General features: G+C 72.6%; 14 protein-coding genes and 1 pseudogene. 5 read left to right on the top strand and 10 right to left on the bottom strand.

Annotated elements, in window-relative coordinates; translation table 11 throughout:
- Positions 1–35: 35 nt before the first annotated feature.
- Positions 36–1,145, bottom strand: coding sequence for an alpha/beta hydrolase (locus IE145_RS16405; protein ID WP_229825592.1), 1,110 nt, complete (start codon positions 1,143–1,145; stop codon positions 36–38).
- 192 nt (positions 1,146–1,337) lie between these two features.
- Entirely contained in the window at positions 1,338–3,905 is a 2,568-nt protein-coding gene (locus IE145_RS16400; protein ID WP_189525777.1) for an XRE family transcriptional regulator, read from the bottom strand.
- A gap of 158 nt (positions 3,906–4,063) precedes the next feature.
- Between IE145_RS16400 and IE145_RS16395 the strand changes: the two genes are divergently transcribed.
- Positions 4,064–4,291: a hypothetical protein gene (locus IE145_RS16395; RefSeq protein ID WP_189525776.1), complete on the top strand. Its 228-nt coding sequence runs from the start codon at positions 4,064–4,066 to the stop codon at positions 4,289–4,291.
- A gap of 361 nt (positions 4,292–4,652) precedes the next feature.
- On the top strand, positions 4,653–4,820 hold the full coding sequence (locus tag IE145_RS16390) for a DUF4259 domain-containing protein (protein ID WP_229825590.1): 168 nt from the start codon (positions 4,653–4,655) through the stop codon (positions 4,818–4,820).
- Here IE145_RS16390 and IE145_RS16385 read toward each other — a convergent pair.
- The 3 genes and pseudogenes from IE145_RS16385 to IE145_RS16375 all read right to left on the bottom strand — a co-directional run.
- A pseudogene (locus IE145_RS16385) lies at positions 4,753–5,319 on the bottom strand (cation-transporting P-type ATPase); the annotation flags it as partial. The gene IE145_RS16390 and the pseudogene IE145_RS16385 sit on opposite strands and share 68 nt — an antisense overlap.
- Positions 5,320–5,397: 78 nt before the next feature.
- Positions 5,398–6,279, bottom strand: a complete 882-nt coding sequence (locus tag IE145_RS16380) for a universal stress protein (RefSeq protein WP_189525773.1) — start codon at positions 6,277–6,279, stop codon at positions 5,398–5,400.
- Positions 6,280–6,529: 250 nt separating this feature from the next.
- On the bottom strand, positions 6,530–7,447 hold the full coding sequence (locus tag IE145_RS16375; RefSeq protein ID WP_189525873.1) for a universal stress protein: 918 nt from the start codon (positions 7,445–7,447) through the stop codon (positions 6,530–6,532).
- Between the two features lie 358 nt (positions 7,448–7,805).
- Between IE145_RS16375 and IE145_RS16370 the strand changes: the two genes are divergently transcribed.
- The 3 genes from IE145_RS16370 (at position 7,806) to IE145_RS16360 (ending at position 10,273) form a co-directional block, all read left to right on the top strand.
- Positions 7,806–8,285 carry a cation:proton antiporter regulatory subunit gene (locus tag IE145_RS16370; protein ID WP_189525772.1) on the top strand — a complete coding sequence of 160 codons (480 nt, stop codon included), beginning with the start codon at positions 7,806–7,808 and terminating at the stop codon, positions 8,283–8,285.
- Positions 8,286–8,289: 4 nt separating this feature from the next.
- Positions 8,290–9,465 carry a cation:proton antiporter gene (locus IE145_RS16365; protein ID WP_189525771.1) on the top strand — a complete coding sequence of 392 codons (1,176 nt, stop codon included), beginning with the start codon at positions 8,290–8,292 and terminating at the stop codon, positions 9,463–9,465.
- 352 nt (positions 9,466–9,817) lie between these two features.
- Complete coding sequence (locus tag IE145_RS16360; RefSeq protein WP_189525770.1) at positions 9,818–10,273, top strand: cyclic nucleotide-binding domain-containing protein; 456 nt, start codon at positions 9,818–9,820, stop codon at positions 10,271–10,273.
- 276 nt (positions 10,274–10,549) lie between these two features.
- Here IE145_RS16360 and IE145_RS16355 read toward each other — a convergent pair whose 3' ends face one another.
- The 5 genes from IE145_RS16355 to IE145_RS16335 form a co-directional block, all read right to left on the bottom strand.
- Complete coding sequence (locus IE145_RS16355) at positions 10,550–11,413, bottom strand: universal stress protein (protein ID WP_189525769.1); 864 nt, start codon at positions 11,411–11,413, stop codon at positions 10,550–10,552.
- Positions 11,410–12,441: a zinc-dependent alcohol dehydrogenase gene (locus IE145_RS16350; RefSeq protein ID WP_189525768.1), complete on the bottom strand. Its 1,032-nt coding sequence runs from the start codon at positions 12,439–12,441 to the stop codon at positions 11,410–11,412. Before IE145_RS16350 ends, IE145_RS16355 begins: the two co-directional genes overlap by 4 nt.
- A 32-nt stretch (positions 12,442–12,473) precedes the next feature.
- Complete coding sequence (locus IE145_RS16345) at positions 12,474–13,373, bottom strand: universal stress protein (protein WP_189525767.1); 900 nt, start codon at positions 13,371–13,373, stop codon at positions 12,474–12,476.
- Positions 13,374–13,748: 375 nt separating this feature from the next.
- Complete coding sequence (locus IE145_RS16340) at positions 13,749–14,624, bottom strand: universal stress protein (protein WP_189525766.1); 876 nt, start codon at positions 14,622–14,624, stop codon at positions 13,749–13,751.
- 278 nt (positions 14,625–14,902) lie between these two features.
- Positions 14,903–15,820 (bottom strand): universal stress protein, encoded by a 918-nt coding sequence (locus IE145_RS16335; RefSeq protein WP_189525765.1) that lies wholly within the window; start codon positions 15,818–15,820, stop codon positions 14,903–14,905.
- Between the last annotated feature and the right edge of the window lie 156 nt (positions 15,821–15,976).

Genomic DNA, 15,976 nt, shown 5'->3' with positions numbered 1-15,976 from the left:
GATGGGGCGGGCCCGGGCCCGGGCCTGAGCGCGTGTCAGCCCGCCGCGGCGAAGGCGGCTTCGAGGCGCGGAACGTAGTCGGCGAATGCCGGGGCCCAGCAACCGTAGTTGTGGCCGCCGTTGCAGCCCGGAGCCAATGAGGCGCCGTTGCCGTAGTTGACGAGGCGGCTGGGGACGCCGAGCTGGTCGAGGCGGGCCTTGACGGTCTTGGAGGCCGCCGCGGTGTGAACGTCGATGACGTCGTTGTTGCCGGTGTAGAGGGTGATGCCGGTGCGGGACAGCTTGGCGAGGTTGGCAGGCGCGGCCGGGTCCACGGCCTTCCACACGCGGTCGGCGTTGAAGACCGGGTACGGAGAGCCGAAGATGGCGTCGCTGTCGACGTAGGGGCCGTAGCCGGTGCACTTGCCGGAGCCGGACGTGCTGGAGGAACTGCTCACGGCACACCAGGCACCGGTGAGGTTGAGCTCGGTGGCCAGGACGGCGGCGCGGACCTGCGCCATGCCGAAGTCGATTCCTCCGGAGAGCGCGGCGACGTGACCGAACAGGTCGGGGCGGGCCTCGGCGTAGTGGAGGGAGCCGTAGCCGCCCATGGACAGTCCGACGACGGCCCGGTGGTCCCGGTCGGTGCGGGTACGGAGGTTGGCGTCGATGAACGGGACGACCTGGGTGAGGTGGAAGGTCTCCCAGTTCGCGGCGCCTTCGGCGGTGTTCTGCATCTGCCAGTCGGCGTACCAGCCCTTCAACCCGCCGTCCGGCACCACGGTGATCATCGAGTCGGAGTGGAGTGCCGGGGCGGCCGCGACGTCGTCGACGGTGCCGCCGCCGCCGTGCAGGAAGTAGGTGACCGGCCACCGCCGTTCGGGGGCGGCATCGTACCCGGCGGGAAGGAGAACGCGGATCTTGTGCTGCCCCGAGAGCTGCTTCGTGGTGACGGTGAGCGTGAAGTCGGTGGGGCTGTGCACCTCGGTGGCCCCGGGGAGCACGGTCAGCCCGTGTCCGTCGGTGAAGACGGGGAGAGCGGCGACGGCAGCGGGGGCGGTGACCGCGGGCGCGGTCCTCAGGGTGTCGGCGTGCGCCGGGGCGGCGCCCGTCAGGGCGGCAAGCGCGAGCGCGGCGCCTGCGGCGGCGTGGCGGAGGGGCATCATCGGGAACCCTTCGTCGAGGGGGGTGCCCGCGGCACGGTGAGGTGCGGCGGACCGGACGCCCCGATGCTGGTGTCCCCTGCCGTTCGACGGACAGGCCGTGCCACCGGCCATATGTGACCGGCATTCACCGGAGTGGGCCATCCCTGCCCCGACCGGTCGTCCCGACAGTCGTCCGGTGGCGCACGCCCGTGGTCAGGAGGCGTCGGCGCCAGTCCGTGGGGGCGGAAGGGTGACCGGTGCGAAGGCGGTGTCCTGTCGGCGGAACGCGCTCCCGAGGTGATGCTGCAACCGGACGTGTCGGAACTGGTACACGGCGCCGGTCTGCCGAAGTACTCCGCGGTGGTAGGCATCCTCCAGGAAGGCGACGAGATCCCAGGGGAGCCTCCCGGTCAGCGGCAGCCAGACTCGGGCGAACACGAACCACTGCCCCCATGCGGTGAAAGCGAGCACGTAGGATCCCGCGCCCCCGAGTCCGCCGATCGTTCCGATGAACAGGCTGTCCGGCATTCCCCAGTTGAGCCGGCCCAGTGAGCCCTGGAGCAGCAGGACGAGCAGGTACCCGCCGAAGGCGATGGCCACGGTGAGCGCGGTGGCCAGGACGAGGAACTGCCGGCCCACCGTCTTGCGGCTGGACGCCAGCGCACTGACCGGGGTAGCCGCGGCGGTGACGTCCACGGGCGCCTCGAGTGCGGCAATGAGCCCGAAGACAAGGCCGGCGGCCGAGCCGAAGGTCAGCCCCAGGAACAGCATGTTGATCAGGGTGCCCTCGATGACCCGGGGCTCCGCGAGCGGGATCCCCGAGTACAGCGAGCGCTCAAGGGCGAGCGCACAGGCACAGCCGATGCCCATGACGCTCCCGCCGAACAGACCGTGTCCGAATCGGACGATGAAGGTGCGCAGGGGGCTGCGGCCGAGCCGGTCGTGGGTGGCCCGCAGCGTCACTCGGATGCGGGCCGGTTCAAAGTCCGTCCGGAGCCCGCACCTGTCCATGAGCGCATAGACGGATCCGAAGGCGAGTCCCGCTACCGGGCCCATGAGGGCTCCCTGCAACAGGAGTTCACCGATGCCGATCGGGGTGAGCAGCAGGCCGACCACCCAGTCGGCCAGGGCGACGCTCAGAGCGGTGGCCAGGGCGATGACGAGGGTGCGGGTCGGACGGGACAGTGAGTCGCCGACCTGCCACCACGCGAGGTCGTGCCGGTCACGGTCGAGCCGGACCAGGTGGTGGGCGAGGTAACCGAGCCAGCGCTCGGCACGTGCGGAGTCCCGGCCCGGGCTCCTGGGCCGCCGGCCCTCGGCGTCCCGTTCGGGGGCGCGGTGCCGGTAGACGGCGGGCACGAAGCCGGCCAGCAGGTGTTCCTCCAGCGCCCTCACCGTGGGGAAACGGGCGGCGTCGAGGAGTTCGGAGGGATCCTGGCCCGGCATCTCGCTGTAGAGCGTGCGGGCGAGGATAACCATGAGCGGGGTGGTCAGGACCGTGGCGAGGTTCGCGCCCGCGGGGGTGCCCCGTGTGCGCAGTTCGTCGAGGACCGTGTCCCACACGTTCCCCGTACCGCCAGTACCTGCCTTGACGTCTGTGTCGCCTGCGATCGTCCGGACGGTACGGGGCAGGTACCCGGCCAGGTCGTCCGGAGTGAGGTCGACGAGTTCGATGGCCGCCGCCCAGACGAGCGGCGCATGCGCCGCCTGGACGGCCTGGGCGTACTCGTCGCGCCGGCTGGTGAGGACGAGGGGTGACGAGGTGGTGTTGAGCGCGTCCAGGGCCGCCCCCCGCAGGCCCTCGGCGATCTCGTCGAAGCCGTCGAGGACGGGGAGGACGAGGTCGGCGTCGACGAGGGCCGCGGCGAGCGTTGTCCCGTAGGGGCCGCGACGGGCCAGATGCGGGTGGTCGCGCAGCAGGCGGCCGATCAGCCAGTCCCGCAGTGCGGTGGCGGTCGGGTCCCACGAGCTGATGCTGAAGATGACCGGCACGCGGCCGTGTGTGGCCGGTGCCTCCAGGAGGTCCAGGGTGAGTCTGATGGTGAGGACGGACTTCCCGGAGCCGGCCCGGCCGAGGATCGTCAGCCGTCCCGAGGGGATCCGGCAATACACGTCGAGAACGCCACCCAGGTCACCGTTCACGTTCACCTCCCGGGGCGTCCCCCCAGGGCCGAGGCGCTGAACGTTCTCCGGCCGGTCGGCCAGACCGGCAGGTGCCGGCTCCCACCTGACGGGGAGGGGGAAGGGGTCGTGGACCCGGCGCTGCCCCTCCTCGCGACGCCAGCGGCGCCGGACCTCCATCGCGAGCTCGCGTACGGCGTCGGCGAGTGCGGGGTGTACGGGGGACGGGGCGGGAGCCGCTGACGCACTCGCGGAAGCGGCGGGTCCTGGCAGGCCGTCGCCGGGCGGCCGACCTGGTTCGGCGATGGGGGCGACCACCCCGGAAGCGTGTCCGGGCACGCGATCCGGGTCCTGCGGAGGCCGGTTTCCGGATTCACCGTGGGTTTCGGACTCGGGGCGGGGCACGGATTTGTCTGTCCGGGGCGCCGACTCGCCGCGCGGCCGGGTGATCGCGGCCGCCAGGCGACGTCGGTCCTCCTCGCCGAGTTCAAGGGCATCAGCGAGCAGATTGACCGTGCCCATCCGGTGGTTCGTGGATCTGCCGCTCTCCAGCCGGCGGATGGTACGCACGCTGACCCCGGACTGCTCGGCGACCTGTTCCTGCGTCAGTTGCGCCGCATCGCGCAGCGCGCGCAACAGCGTGCCGAGGTCATCGGTCACGGGGCAACTCCCTACTCGGCAGTACGGACGGCGGTGATCCTACCGACAGCCACTGACCACCGGTCACAGATGGCCGGTTCTCTGTCCTGTTCACGTCACATGACGAAGGTCACTGTCGTGGGTCCAGCGCACACACCGACGGCAGACGAGGAGTCGACGTGGTCTACCGCTACTGGTGCGGCGATTGCAGCTTCAAGACGCCCTGGCTGGAGGAGTCCGAGGGGCTGCGCCAGCAGATCGAGCACTACGCCGCGAGGCACCCCGGGACGCCCCCCGGCGGTCAGATCGAGAGCCGCAGGGGCGACTCGGGCGGAGCCCGCGCGTGCCTCCAGCTCGCGGCCATCGCGCTCGTCCTGCTGGCCATCTTGGCCGCTTGCCGCCACTGAGGCGCCACCCCTCGGCGTGCCGCGCCGCGATAGGACGGGCGTGGTCGGTGGGCACTCCGGGGCAGGGCAGGGCGGTCTCGCCCGGCCGGATACCGGACTGGCGGTCCGGGGTGGGGCGGGTGGCGGGAGAGGGGAGCCGGCGTGGTGGCTTTGTTCACGAGTTGGTTCTGGCTCAACTTCCGTGCAGCGGCCACTGCGAGTGACGGCTGATCGTCTCAGGCTGGGGGCTCCAGTTCGCCCGAAAGTAGGCCGTGGTCACGGCAGTTGGGCTGGCAGTTCGGGGCCATGAACGAGATAGTGCTCCGTCTGAAGGAGCTACGGCCCATCAGCGCCGCTACCGGAGTTGCCTGCAGACCTTCGGATGCTCGCCGTCGACGCCCTCGATCAAGTGGTATCCAACCGGCCTGAACTCGCCGAGCTGTGGGCCGAAGCCGCGAACTGGTCGAAGTGGCGCCAGGGCATCACCCGCCTCCGCGACGTCCTTGCCCCTCCGATCCCGCCACAAGGGGAAGCTCTGTTCGCGATCTAATCGGTGCCCCACAGTCACGTACCACAGAACATGAGCCAGAGCCCGTTCTCATGGACAAAGCCAGGCGTGGGCTTGGTGGTCGAGAGCGGGCTCCAGCTTCCGGAAGGACGATGTCGCCGCACACCGGAGAGCCGGCCGGGACCACCTGTACCTCGCCGTCGCGGCGCACTCGGGCTGTGGGGACGAGCATCCGGCGCGGCGCTTCGAAGCTGCGCTCGGCACGGCGTTCCTTCAGGTGACCGATCGTGGCGTTGATGAGCGGGACGGCGGTGATGACAGCGGTGTCCTTGACCTCGCCGACGGCTCCGGCGATGACCGCTGCGGCCAGGAGGATGCCGATCAGCCAGCTGCGGGACCGGTCCAGCAGGCGCAACCACTGCGGTCGGCGGACCGGTCCGGGCAGTTCGTCGGCTCCCCGGGCGTCGGCCCGTCGTCCGGCGTCCGCGGTGGTCGGGCCACGTGCCGGAATGACTGCGAGCGAGCCGGCCACGTCGGCGGCGGCGCGTCGGTGGGCGTCCGGCTGCGGGGCCCGGCGCCGTCCGGGCGCTGCTCCCGGCCGTGGTCTGCTGAGGCACGGTCAGTCCTGGCCGCGGACCACGGTGACGGGGCAGTGGGCGTGGTGCAGCAGAGCCTGGCTGACGGAGCCGAGCAGCAGGCCGGTGAACCCACCGCGTCCCCGGGCTCCGACGACGACCAGCTGGGCGTCGCGGCTGGCGTCGAGCAGGGCCGGGCGGATCCGGGCACGCTCCAGCCGCCGCTCCACCGTGACATCAGGAAAGGCCTTCTGCCAGGGCGCGACCGTCTCGTCCAACAGGCGTTGCTCAGCCTCTCGAAGCCGTTCGATATCGACCACCATGGCGTTGAGGGGGTCGCCGGGGCCTTCGTAGGCGTGCTCGCTCCAGGTGTTCCAGACGTGCAGGGCCACCAGCGGCGCCCCGCGCAGAGCGGCCTCGGCGAACGCGAACTCCACGGCCGCCCCACCGGCATCGGATCCGTCGACGGCCAGCAGCACCGCTCCGGACGGGTCGGGGCGGCCTCGCACCACCATCAGCGGACAGCGGCCGTGCGCGGCCAGATGCACCGCCGTCGAGCCCAGCAGCAACCCCGAGAACCCGCTCAGGCCCCGGCTGCCGACGACGGCCAAGGACGCCGAGCGCGATTCGGTCTCCATCACCTCCAAGGCCTCCCCTGCCACCACCGACCGGGTCACGGCGACGCCCGGTGCCGCCGCGTGGGCCCGTTCCTCGGCCTCGGCCAGCGCTCCCGGGACCATCGGCTCCAGGCCGTGGCCGGCCGGGCTCCGCGGCGGCCCGTCGGCCGGCCGGTGTCCGGGCGCACGGCCGAATGCGTGCACGATCCGCAGCGGGGCGCCGCGCAGGCGCGCCTCACGAGCCGCCACGTCGACCGCCTCAAGGCTGGAGGCAGAACCATCCACCCCTACGATCACCGGATCAGTCATTGCAGTCTCCCGTCCCGGGACGCCGCCGATGCGCGGCCCCGTGATCCTCATCCTGGTCGCAGCCCATCCACCGCGCCCAGGGACCAACGGGCCGCCGTCAGGACCATTCGGTCCTGACGGCGGCCCTGATGCGGTCGCGCCCGAGCAGGGCGCCCGCTCTGCGCGCGCACCTGCCCTGCGGCGCCATCGCCGTCTGCTCGGCAGCCCGCGGCCGCTCCCCGGAACGCGCCGGCCCCATGCCGGGGCGTGGTCAGTGCCGCGCCCCCGACGCCCGCACCACTACGACCGGGCAGTGGGCGTGGTGCAGCACGGCCTGACTGACCGAGCCGAGCAGCAGTCCGGCGAACCCGCCCCGCCCACGAGCGCCGACCACCGTCAGCTGTGCGGAGCGGCTCGCGCCGATCAGCGCCTCGCGTGTCCGGCCGTGCACCACCCGGCGCTCCACCACCACGTCCGGATACCGTGCCCGGCAGCCCGCGAGGGCCTCGGACAGCAGCGTCTCCTCCTCCTCGGCGAGAGCGCCCGGTAGGCGGGCGTACGCAGCGGAAGCGTCCTGTGGAGCGGGCAGCGGCGCGTTCCACGTCGTCCAGGCGTGCAGGGCCAGGAGGGGGGCCTTCCGCCGCTCCGCCGTGGCGAAGGCGAAGTCCACCGCCGGTCCGCCCGCCGCTGAACCGTCGACGCCCAGGAGGACCGGGCCGTCCGCGCGTGGCTCCTCGCGAACCACCATCACCGGGCACTGGCCGTGTGCCACCAGGTGCACCGCCGTCGACCCGGCCAGCAGCCCGACGAACCCGCCCAGCCCCCGGGACCCCACCACGACCAGCTCGGCCGCACGGGACTCCGCCTCCAGGACGGTCAGGGGCTCGCCGGACACCACCGCGTGACCGACCTGGACATCCGGCGCCACCGCCCGCGCTCGCCCGACCGCCTCGGTCACCAGATCCGCGGCCATCTTCCGGAGCCCGGCCTCTGACGGGTCCATCGGCGGCGGCCCCAACAGCGACGTGCCTCCCGGTGAAGGGCGCGGAAGCACGTACGTCACCGGCCAGACCAGCGCGTGCACCACTCGCAGCCCCAGCCCACGCTCCCGCGCCTCCCGAGCCGCCGCCTCCACCGCGGCGAAACTCGACTCCGACCCGTCCACACCCACAACCACCGGACCACTCATCATGTCTCCTGTCTCCGGACCGCCTGGCTCTCGTCTCCCAGCCCACCCCGCACGGGCTCCCCCCGCCATGGGGCGTGTGGGCCACATTCAGGGCCGACCGTCCTGACCCGCTCGTCCGGCACGGCGGCTGTCAGCGCCCCCGCCGGAGCCGGCCCCGTACAGAGGCCCGTTCGGCCCCCTGTACGGGGCCGCTCGGGTCCTGCCGGCCCCAGCCCAACGCGAGGAAGAGTGCCCCGCGGGCCTCCGAGGCCGAGGCCGGAGCTTGAGCCGCCGCCCCCGGATGCCGAATACCCAGGGCACGGCGGTCGGGGCACCGAGCCGCACGACAGCGATTTCACGGCGGACGGGATGAGTACAGGTGGATGTCAACGAAGTGCTCCTGCCGGGTGTGGGGCTGCTCTACGAGTTCGTCAATCTGGAGGGCGACAGGGTGGGTGTGGTCGCCCGGCGCTCCGGCGACTTCGAACTGGCGGTCTACGGAGAGGGGGACCCCGATCAGGCGCGGGCCGTGTTCCGGCTCACCGGCGAGGAGGCCGACGTCCTCGCAGAGATCCTGGGCGCGCCGCGCATCGCCGAGCGGTTCGCGGATCTGACCAAAGAGGTGCCCGGACTCAGCGCCGGGCAGGTCGAGGTGCTCGCCGGCACCCCGTACGTCGGCCGCCCACTGGGAGAATCCAGGGCACGCACACGGACCGGTGCGTCGATCGTGGCGATCGTCCGCGGTGAGGACGTCATCCCGTCCCCCGGGCCGGAGAAGGTCCTGTGTGCTGGAGACGTCCTGGTGGTGATCGGGACCCGCGCGGGGATCGCCGCGGTGGAACAGCTCGTCCGGGGCTGAGCAGATGCACATCTCGGTCGCCCTGCTGCTGGAGCTGGGCATCATCCTCGCCTCGCTGAGTCTGCTCGGTACGCTGGCGCGACGCTACGCGCTGTCCCCGATCCCGCTGTATCTCCTGGCCGGACTGGCGCTGGGCGAGGGAGGCGTCGCCCCGGTCCCGGCAGCCGGTTCCTTCGTGGAGACCGGCGCGGGCATCGGCGTCGTTCTTCTGCTGCTGGTACTCGGTCTCGAGTTCACCGTGCCGGAGTTCACGGTCAGTCTGCGCCGCCACCTGCCCTCGGCATGGGTCGATCTCGTGCTGAACGCGACCCCCGGTGCGGTGGCGGGGTGGTTGTTCGGGCTGGACGCCGCAGGGATCCTGGCGCTCGCCGGGGCGACCTACATCTCCTCCTCGGGCATCGTCGCCCGGCTCCTGGGCGACCTGCGGAGGATGAGCAACCGGGAGACCCCGGCAGTGCTGTCCGTACTGGTGCTGGAGGACTTCGCGATGGCCGCGTACCTTCCGCTGCTCGCCGTGGTGGCTGCCGGAGGAACGTGGCAGCAGGCCCTACTGGGGGTGCTGCTGGCCCTGGCCGCCGTCGTGGCCGCGCTCACCATGTCCTATTGGTGGGGGCATCACCTGGGGCGATTGCTGTCGCACCCCGACGCGGAGCAGCTGCTGCTGCGCGTCCTGGGCGTGACACTGGTCGTCGCGGCCCTCGCGGAGGCCGTCCACGTCTCGGCGGCGGTCGGCGCCTTCCTGGTCGGGCTCTCCCTCACGGGCGAAGCGGCCGACCGGGCACGCAAAGTGCTGAGCCCCCTGCGAGATCTGTTCGCCGCCGTGTTCTTTCTCGCCATCGGCCTGTCCATCCCTCCGAACTCGCTGCTGCCGGTCCTTCCGGCCGCCCTGGTCCTGGCCGTGGTCACCACCGCGACCAAGGTGGCGTCCGGGTGGTACGCGGCGCGCCGCGAAGGAGTGGGACGCCGAGGACGCCTGCGGGCAGGAACCGCGCTCATCGCCCGGGGCGAGTTCTCCATCGTCATCATCGGCCTCGTGGGCACCGGCCACGACCGGCTCGGCGCCCTGGTGGCCGCCTATGTCCTCCTGCTCGCCGTGGCCGGCCCCGTCATCACCCGCTGCGCCGGATCACGCCCCTCCGATCCGCAGCGCTCACCACGCCGCAGCACGCCGGTGTCCTGATCCGCCGGACGGCACCGCTCCCCCACGGGGTTGGCGCCCAGCCCCGAAGGACCAGCGTATGAGCCTGCGACAGCACGGAACCAGAGCCGGCCGCCCGGCCCTGCGGAGCGGGCCGCGGCAGAGCTGCATCCCGCGCTTCCCCCTCGCCCGGCGCTCCTCCTGGGAGCGCGGCGGCACAACCGGGCAGACCGGTGGGGCCGAACGGCTCCCCTGCGGGGCCGAACGGCACATGGCTCACACCCCCTGCTGGGAAGCAGTCTGAGTCAAGAGCCCGCGCCGTGGGCGCATGCGATTCCGGCCGGCACCTTGCCACGGCCGGACAGCCGTCGGGGAGAGATGGGGAACCGGCACGATGACCACCACCATGTTGACCGCGGCCCTGCCGACCGCACACCGGAACCGGCTGATGCGCACGGCCCGGGAGGCCGTTTTCGAGCCGGGCTCCCGTCTGCTGGAGGAGGGCGGGCCCGCAGACCGGTTCTGGGTGATCCACAGCGGCACGGTCGCCCTCGACTCGCAAGCCCCCGGCCAGTCGGCCCCGATCATCGGTTCCCTCGGTCACGAGGAACTCCTCGGATGGTCCTGGCACTTCCCGCCCTACCGGTGGCAGCTGGGCGCTCAGGCTGTGAACCGGGTGCGCGCCTGGGAGTTCGACGCGGTGACCGTACGGGCCATGTGTGCCGCGGACGCGGAGTTCGGGCGCTCGATCGCTGTCTGGGTCGGCTCGGTGGTCGCGTGTCGGCTCCGAGCGACACGTGAGCGGCTCCTCGACCTCGACGCTCATCGCGGCGGCCGGGCAGGAGCGTGAGCACGCCCTTCGACGCAGCCGGTCGTCTCGTGCCGCGCACCACGCGAGCGATGAGGTGGTTCGCCGGCCGCGCACCACGCGAGCGAAGAGGTGGTTCGCCGGCCGAGTGGCGAACCGCCGCCTCCCTCGCAGCCCGGCAGTCCGGCAGCCCGGCAGTCCCGCCACCGCGAACTTTCCGGCCGGTACTTCACCCGTGTGTCGCGGGTGAACGGGGGCCTGCCGGCGCCTGGCAGAAGCTGCTCCGCTCTCCCGCCGTCCCGCGTCGGGGCCCTGCCCTCACTCCGGTTCCGGCACGACCACGACAGGGCAGCCGGAGTGGTGCAGGACCGTGTGGGCGACCCGTCCCAGATGAGGTCCCAGCCGGCCGGGACGCCGTCGGCCCACGATGAGGAGGCCGGCGTCTCGCGAGGCCGCCAGGAGGACCCCGTGGGCGGGGCCCTCCGCTGTGCGCCGCCGCAACCGGACCTCCAGGGGAGCGTCTGCGAGAGCTTCCTCCAGCTCCTTGGCCGCCCGTTCCTCGTGCAGTCGCTCGGGACCGCCCGTGAGCAGAGGGTGGCCGACCGTCTCGTGCCGGGGGCACCGCCACGCCCGTACCGCCTCCAAGGCGGCACCGCGCCGCTTCGCCTCCTCGTAGGCGAAGCGCACGGCCGCTGTCGGCGCGTCGGCCACTCCGACGACGATGTGGTCCTGCCCGCCGCCGACAGCGCGGCTGTTGTGGTTGCCACGGATCACGACGACAGGGCAGTCCGCTCGCGCGGCCACGGTCAGGCTGACGGAGCCCAGAAGCAGATCGGCGAGACCGCTGCGTCCGCGGGTGCCCACGACCACGGCGGACGCGTCGCGGCCCTCGCGCACGAGGGCGTACTCAGGCTCCTCCAGCACGTCGGCGGTCGTTACGGGCAGTTCGGCATGATGGCGCAGCGCCCGCCGGGCCGCGGCCGCGAGGATGTCCTCCGCGGCGACACGCCCGGACGTGCCGCCCACCTCCGGCGCGAGTGCGGGCCCTTCGTAGCGCTCCCACAAGGAGGCGTACACGATCCGCAGGGACGCCCGGCGCAGGACGGCCTCGTCGGCCGCCCAGTCGACGGCCCGCAGGCTGGGCTCGGAGCCGTCGACGCCGACGATCAGAGGCAGGTTCATCGCTCTCGGCCTCCCGCGCCGAGGTCGAAGACGATGCGGGCCTTGACCTTGCCGTGCAGCACGTCGTCGATCGATTCGTTGACGGCGGTGAGCGGTCGGGTCTCGTGGATGACCTTCGTCCGGCCGTCCGCGTGGAGCTGGAAGACCTCCGCGAGGTCCTGGCGGGTTCCGACGATGGAGCCGATCACCGAGGTGCCGTTGAGCACGGTGTCGAAGATGGGCACCTGGAGGGTGCCGTGCGCGGGCAGGGCCACCATGACGAGCTTCCCACCACGCCGCAGACCCGAGTTGACGGCTTCGAACGCGGCGGGGCTGACCGCGAGGGCGAGGGCTGCGTGGGCGCCGCCGTGCCGCTTCAGCTCCGCCCCGACGTCCTGGGTACGGGCGTCGATGAGGATGTCGGCGCCCAGTTCCCGGGCGAGTTCGAGCTTCTCGTCGGTGACGTCGATGGCGGCGACGGTGGCGCCGGCGATCTTGGCGTACTGAACCGCCAGATGGCCGAGGCCGCCCACGCCGGAGATGGCGACGAGCTGTGCGGGCCTGACGTCGGCGACCTTCAGGGCCTTGTAGGTGGTGACGCCCGCGCAGGTCAGCGGGGCCGCGTCGACGGCGCTGACGCCCTCGGGCACCAGCTGGGCGAAGTCGGCCCAGGCCAGCATCTTCTCGGCGTATCCGCCGTCGCAGCCGTAACCGGTGTTGACCTGGCTCTCGCACAGCGACTCCCAGCCCGACAAGCAGTGCTCGCAGCGCCCGCACGCGCGGCCGAGCCACGGCACGGCGACCCGTTGGCCGACGGCGAGATGCGTGACTCCCTCGCCGGTCTCCTCGACAAGGCCGACACCTTCGTGGCCGGGGACGAACGGTGGGGCGGGCTTGACGGGCCAGTCACCGTGCGCGGCGTGGATGTCGGTGTGGCACAGCCCGGACGCCTCGACGCGGACGCGGACCTGTCCGGGGCCGGGCTCGGGGTCGGGGCGCTCCTCGATGACGAGGGGCTGACCGAATTCCCGTACGACCGCTGCCTTCATGATGTCCTCGTTCTCTTGTGTACGGATGTGCGTCAGTCGTGCGCGACGACGGCGACGGGCGCGGTGGAGTGGTGGAGCACCGCGTGGGTGACGGCCCCGATGTGGGTGCCGAAGGGGTTGCGGCGCACACGCCTGCCGACGACGACGAGGGAGGCGTCGCGGGAGGCGTCGATCAGGTGGGTGGCGGCGCTGCCCGGTCGGGACATCTCGACGACCTCGACGTCCGGGTACTTCTGCCGCCACGGACGCAGCGTGTCGGCGAGTGCGTCGGCCCGCTGCCGGGTGAATGTCTCGTGGTGCTCGAAACCCGGCCCGACGGTGTAGACGGCGTAGGGCCATGTGTCCCACGCCTGGACCACGTACAGAGCGGTCTCCCGGCGCCGTGCCTCCTCGAAAGCAAAGGCGATGACGGTGTCGTCGGGACTGCCCAGGCCGAGGACGACGGGCCGGAACGCGGTGGCGGCGGACGGAAGGCCGGCAGGGTCCATGACGTGCTCGTCGGCCGCCTGTTCCCCGGCGCGCACCAGGACCACGGGCACCTCGCTCCGGGCGATCACGGCCTGGCCGACGGAGCCCACGAGGAAGCCGCCGAGCCCGCTCAGCGCTCGGGACCCCAGGACCAGCAGCTCAGCGTCGCGGGCGGCTTCCACGAGGACCTCGGTAGGCGTCCCGTTACGCTGCTCGGTGCTCACCTCGACCCCCGGGTGGCGCAGCCTGAGCCCTTCGGCGGCCTCGCGCGGAACCCGCTCGGTCCAGTGCTGGTGGGTCTCTGCCCCCAGGAGCGGGGCCTGGGCCATCGGCTCCGGCACCGGCATCGATACGTGGATCAGCCGTACCGGCAGGTCGCGCAGCTTCGCCTCGCGTGCCGCCCATTCCGCAGCGGCTCCGCTCTCGGCCGATCCGTCGAGTCCTACGGTGATCGTGCGGGCCATGATGGTCCCTCCCGGTGTCGGATGCTCTGGTTCCAGCGTCGTGTTCGGCAGGTTCTCGGAACAGGGGCCGCAGGTCCCCGGCAGGGGCCGACCGGCCCTGTCCGTGCGGGTGGGCGCTCCGGGGCACTCGACCGCGGTCATGAGGGCCCGGACGGGCAGAGCCGCGCAGGGCCGAGCGGCACCGGGCGGGCATCGCCCGGCCCTGGGCGCGGGCCGACCCTGAGTGCTGCCCGGCCCCGTGAGCGGACCGGCCCCGGGCGCGGGCCGCCCCCGGGTGCCGGCCGGGATGTCCGGCCAGGCCGCTCCGGCCGCCGCGGACGAGGAGACATCGCACGCTCCTTCGTCCGCACGGCGAGGGGACGCGGGCCGGCGGTCCTACCCGGGAGGGCAGTCGTGGGGCACGACCGCCACAGGGGCCGTGGCGTGGTGCAGGACGGCGTGGGTGACCGGACCGAGACGTCGCAGGCCGGCATCGTGACTGCGCCGCCCGACGACCACGAGGCCGGCCCGGACGCTGTTGGACAGCAGCACCTCCGAGGCGGAGCCGATCTCGCAGTGCTCGACGACCTCGACCTGCGGGTACGTGTCGCGCCAGGGCTTGAGGGTCTCGGTCAGCGCCTCCCTGTTGATCTGCTCCAGACCGTTCGCCTCGTCGACCCGGTACAGCGAACCCGGACTCCAGGCGAGGGCCGTCGGGACGCTCCAGGCGTGTACGGCGCGCAGGGTCGCTCCGCGTTCGGCCGCGGCGGAGAAGGCGAACTCCAGGACGGCGTCACCGATCTGTCCCGGTTCCACGCCGACCACCACTTCCTGGGCCTCCCGGGGGGCGGCGGAGTGCGGCTTCCCGACCATGACGACCGGCCCGGCGGCGTGGCGCAGCACCTTCATCGAGACGGAACCGAGCAGGTAACCGGTCAGTGTGCCGTAACCGCGCGATCCCAGCACCAGCGTGTCGGCGTGTGCGGCTTCGGCCAGAAGGGTGGGCACCGGGTCGTCGACGATCAGCTCGGTCGTGACGTCCAGGGCCGGATGCCGCCCGGCCACGCGGGACCGGGCCTCGTCGAGCATGTCGCGTACCCAGCGCTCCTCGGCCGCCCGGTCTCCGACGTATGCCACGTCGGTGGGGCGCCAGACCCAGGCATGCACCAGGCGCAGGGCCGATCCCCGGCGCTCCGCCTCCTGGGCCGCCCAGTCGGCTGCCACCGCGGCGTGGTCGGTCCCGTCCAGTCCTACGGTGATGGTGCCGGACATGTTGCCTCCTGATGCTGCCGCTGGGAGGGGAGACCCCAGAGGACGTCGGTGTGATGGTGTGAGCCTCACATGGGTCCGGCGAACGGCGCTCGGGCCGATCGTCCCTGGTCTGGGCCTGAGCGGCCCTGGTTGGACCGGACGGTGGGCCCCGCCCGGTATCGGGTCGCGGTGGACGGCGCGACCGCCGGAAGGACCGTTTCGGGGAGCCGGTGTGCCGGGGAAGCGGTGACGGCCGGCTCCGGTGGTGTGTCCGTCCGGGTCGAGCCGACTGTACGCGCTCACAGGTGGGGGACGACCGCCACCGGGGAGGCGGCGTGGTGCAGCACCGCGTGCGTGACCGGCCCGACGTGCGTGCCGAACGGTGCCCGGCGTACACGCCGCCCCACCACCACCAGAGAGGCGTCCGCGGAAGCGTCCACGAGGTGGTGGGCGGCCTTGCCGACGACGCACTGTTCCGTGACCTCGACCTGCGGGAACGTGCCGCGCCACGGCCGCAGTACGTCTGTGAGCGCGCTCGCTTCACGCAGCCCTCCGGCGACACGGTGGCCGGGGTCGGCGGCTGCCGGGTCGTGGTCGAAGACGGACGGGGCGGTCCAGCCGTGGACGACCCGCAAGCCGGCCCCGCGAGCGGTGGCGGCTTCGAAGGCATACGAGATCAACGCGTCACACGGCCGGGAGAGGTCGAGGCCGAGCACCACGTCGAGGCAGTGCCGGTCAACCGCGCTGCCATCGGCCCCGTCCTCGACCCGTTCGCCCGGCCGCACGACGACCACCGGGCGCTCAGCACGTGCGATGACGGGCGTGGAAACCGATCCGGCCAGGAAGCCCCCGAGGGCTCCGAGCCCTCGTGATCCCATCACCAGGACCTCCGCCCCTTCCGTCGCGGAGAGCAGCACCTCCGCGGGGCGCCCGGTCACCTGCTCGACGCTGACGTCGAGGTCGGGACACCCCTCCCTCAGCCGGTCGGCCGTCTCGGCCAGGACGAGCTCCGCCCCGTGCCGGGTCAGGGTGGTTCCGTCGGGTGCGGGGCCCACGCCCCCCGGCAGGGCGGCGCTGAAGAGCGGCGAGCGGTCCTGCCGGGCATGGAGGAGGTGCAGGGGCAGACCGCGCAGGCGGGCCTCTCGGGCAGCCCACGCCGCTGCGGCGAGCGACTCGGCCGAGCCGTCCACGGCGGCGATGACGGTACGTCGTGACATGGCTTCCTCCTGATAGGGGGTACGTCTGGTCGAGGAGCGACGGCAGAGCGACGGCAGAGCGAGGGCAGGGCGACGGCCCGGACGCGGCGCCCGGCGGCAGCGCCCGGACCGTCGACCGCGTGCTGCCCGATTCCGGGAGAGCCGGAACGGGCGGTA

It is taken from the genome of Streptomyces sindenensis, from assembly GCF_014649035.1.
Lineage (GTDB): Bacteria > Actinomycetota > Actinomycetes > Streptomycetales > Streptomycetaceae > Streptomyces > Streptomyces sindenensis.
Note: the sequence above shows the minus strand (reverse complement) of the source record. Positions and strands in the feature narration are given on the sequence as shown.

Excerpts from the sequence above, each read along its gene's own strand:
- IE145_RS16355 (WP_189525769.1), bottom strand. The coding sequence starts at position 11,413 with ATGAACCTGCCTCTGATCGTCGGCGTCGACGGCTCCGAGCCCAGCCTG.
- IE145_RS16380 (WP_189525773.1), bottom strand. The coding sequence starts at position 6,279 with ATGACTGATCCGGTGATCGTAGGGGTGGATGGTTCTGCCTCCAGCCTT.
- IE145_RS16365 (WP_189525771.1), top strand. The coding sequence starts at position 8,290 with ATGCACATCTCGGTCGCCCTGCTGCTGGAGCTGGGCATCATCCTCGCC.
- IE145_RS16360 (WP_189525770.1), top strand. The coding sequence starts at position 9,818 with ATGACCACCACCATGTTGACCGCGGCCCTGCCGACCGCACACCGGAAC.
- IE145_RS16375 (WP_189525873.1), bottom strand. The coding sequence starts at position 7,447 with ATGAGTGGTCCGGTGGTTGTGGGTGTGGACGGGTCGGAGTCGAGTTTC.
- IE145_RS16345 (WP_189525767.1), bottom strand. The coding sequence starts at position 13,373 with ATGGCCCGCACGATCACCGTAGGACTCGACGGATCGGCCGAGAGCGGA.
- IE145_RS16340 (WP_189525766.1), bottom strand. The coding sequence starts at position 14,624 with ATGTCCGGCACCATCACCGTAGGACTGGACGGGACCGACCACGCCGCG.
- IE145_RS16350 (WP_189525768.1), bottom strand. The coding sequence starts at position 12,441 with ATGAAGGCAGCGGTCGTACGGGAATTCGGTCAGCCCCTCGTCATCGAG.
- IE145_RS16390 (WP_229825590.1), top strand. The coding sequence starts at position 4,653 with ATGCTCGCCGTCGACGCCCTCGATCAAGTGGTATCCAACCGGCCTGAA.
- IE145_RS16405 (WP_229825592.1), bottom strand. The coding sequence starts at position 1,145 with ATGATGCCCCTCCGCCACGCCGCCGCAGGCGCCGCGCTCGCGCTTGCC.
- IE145_RS16335 (WP_189525765.1), bottom strand. The coding sequence starts at position 15,820 with ATGTCACGACGTACCGTCATCGCCGCCGTGGACGGCTCGGCCGAGTCG.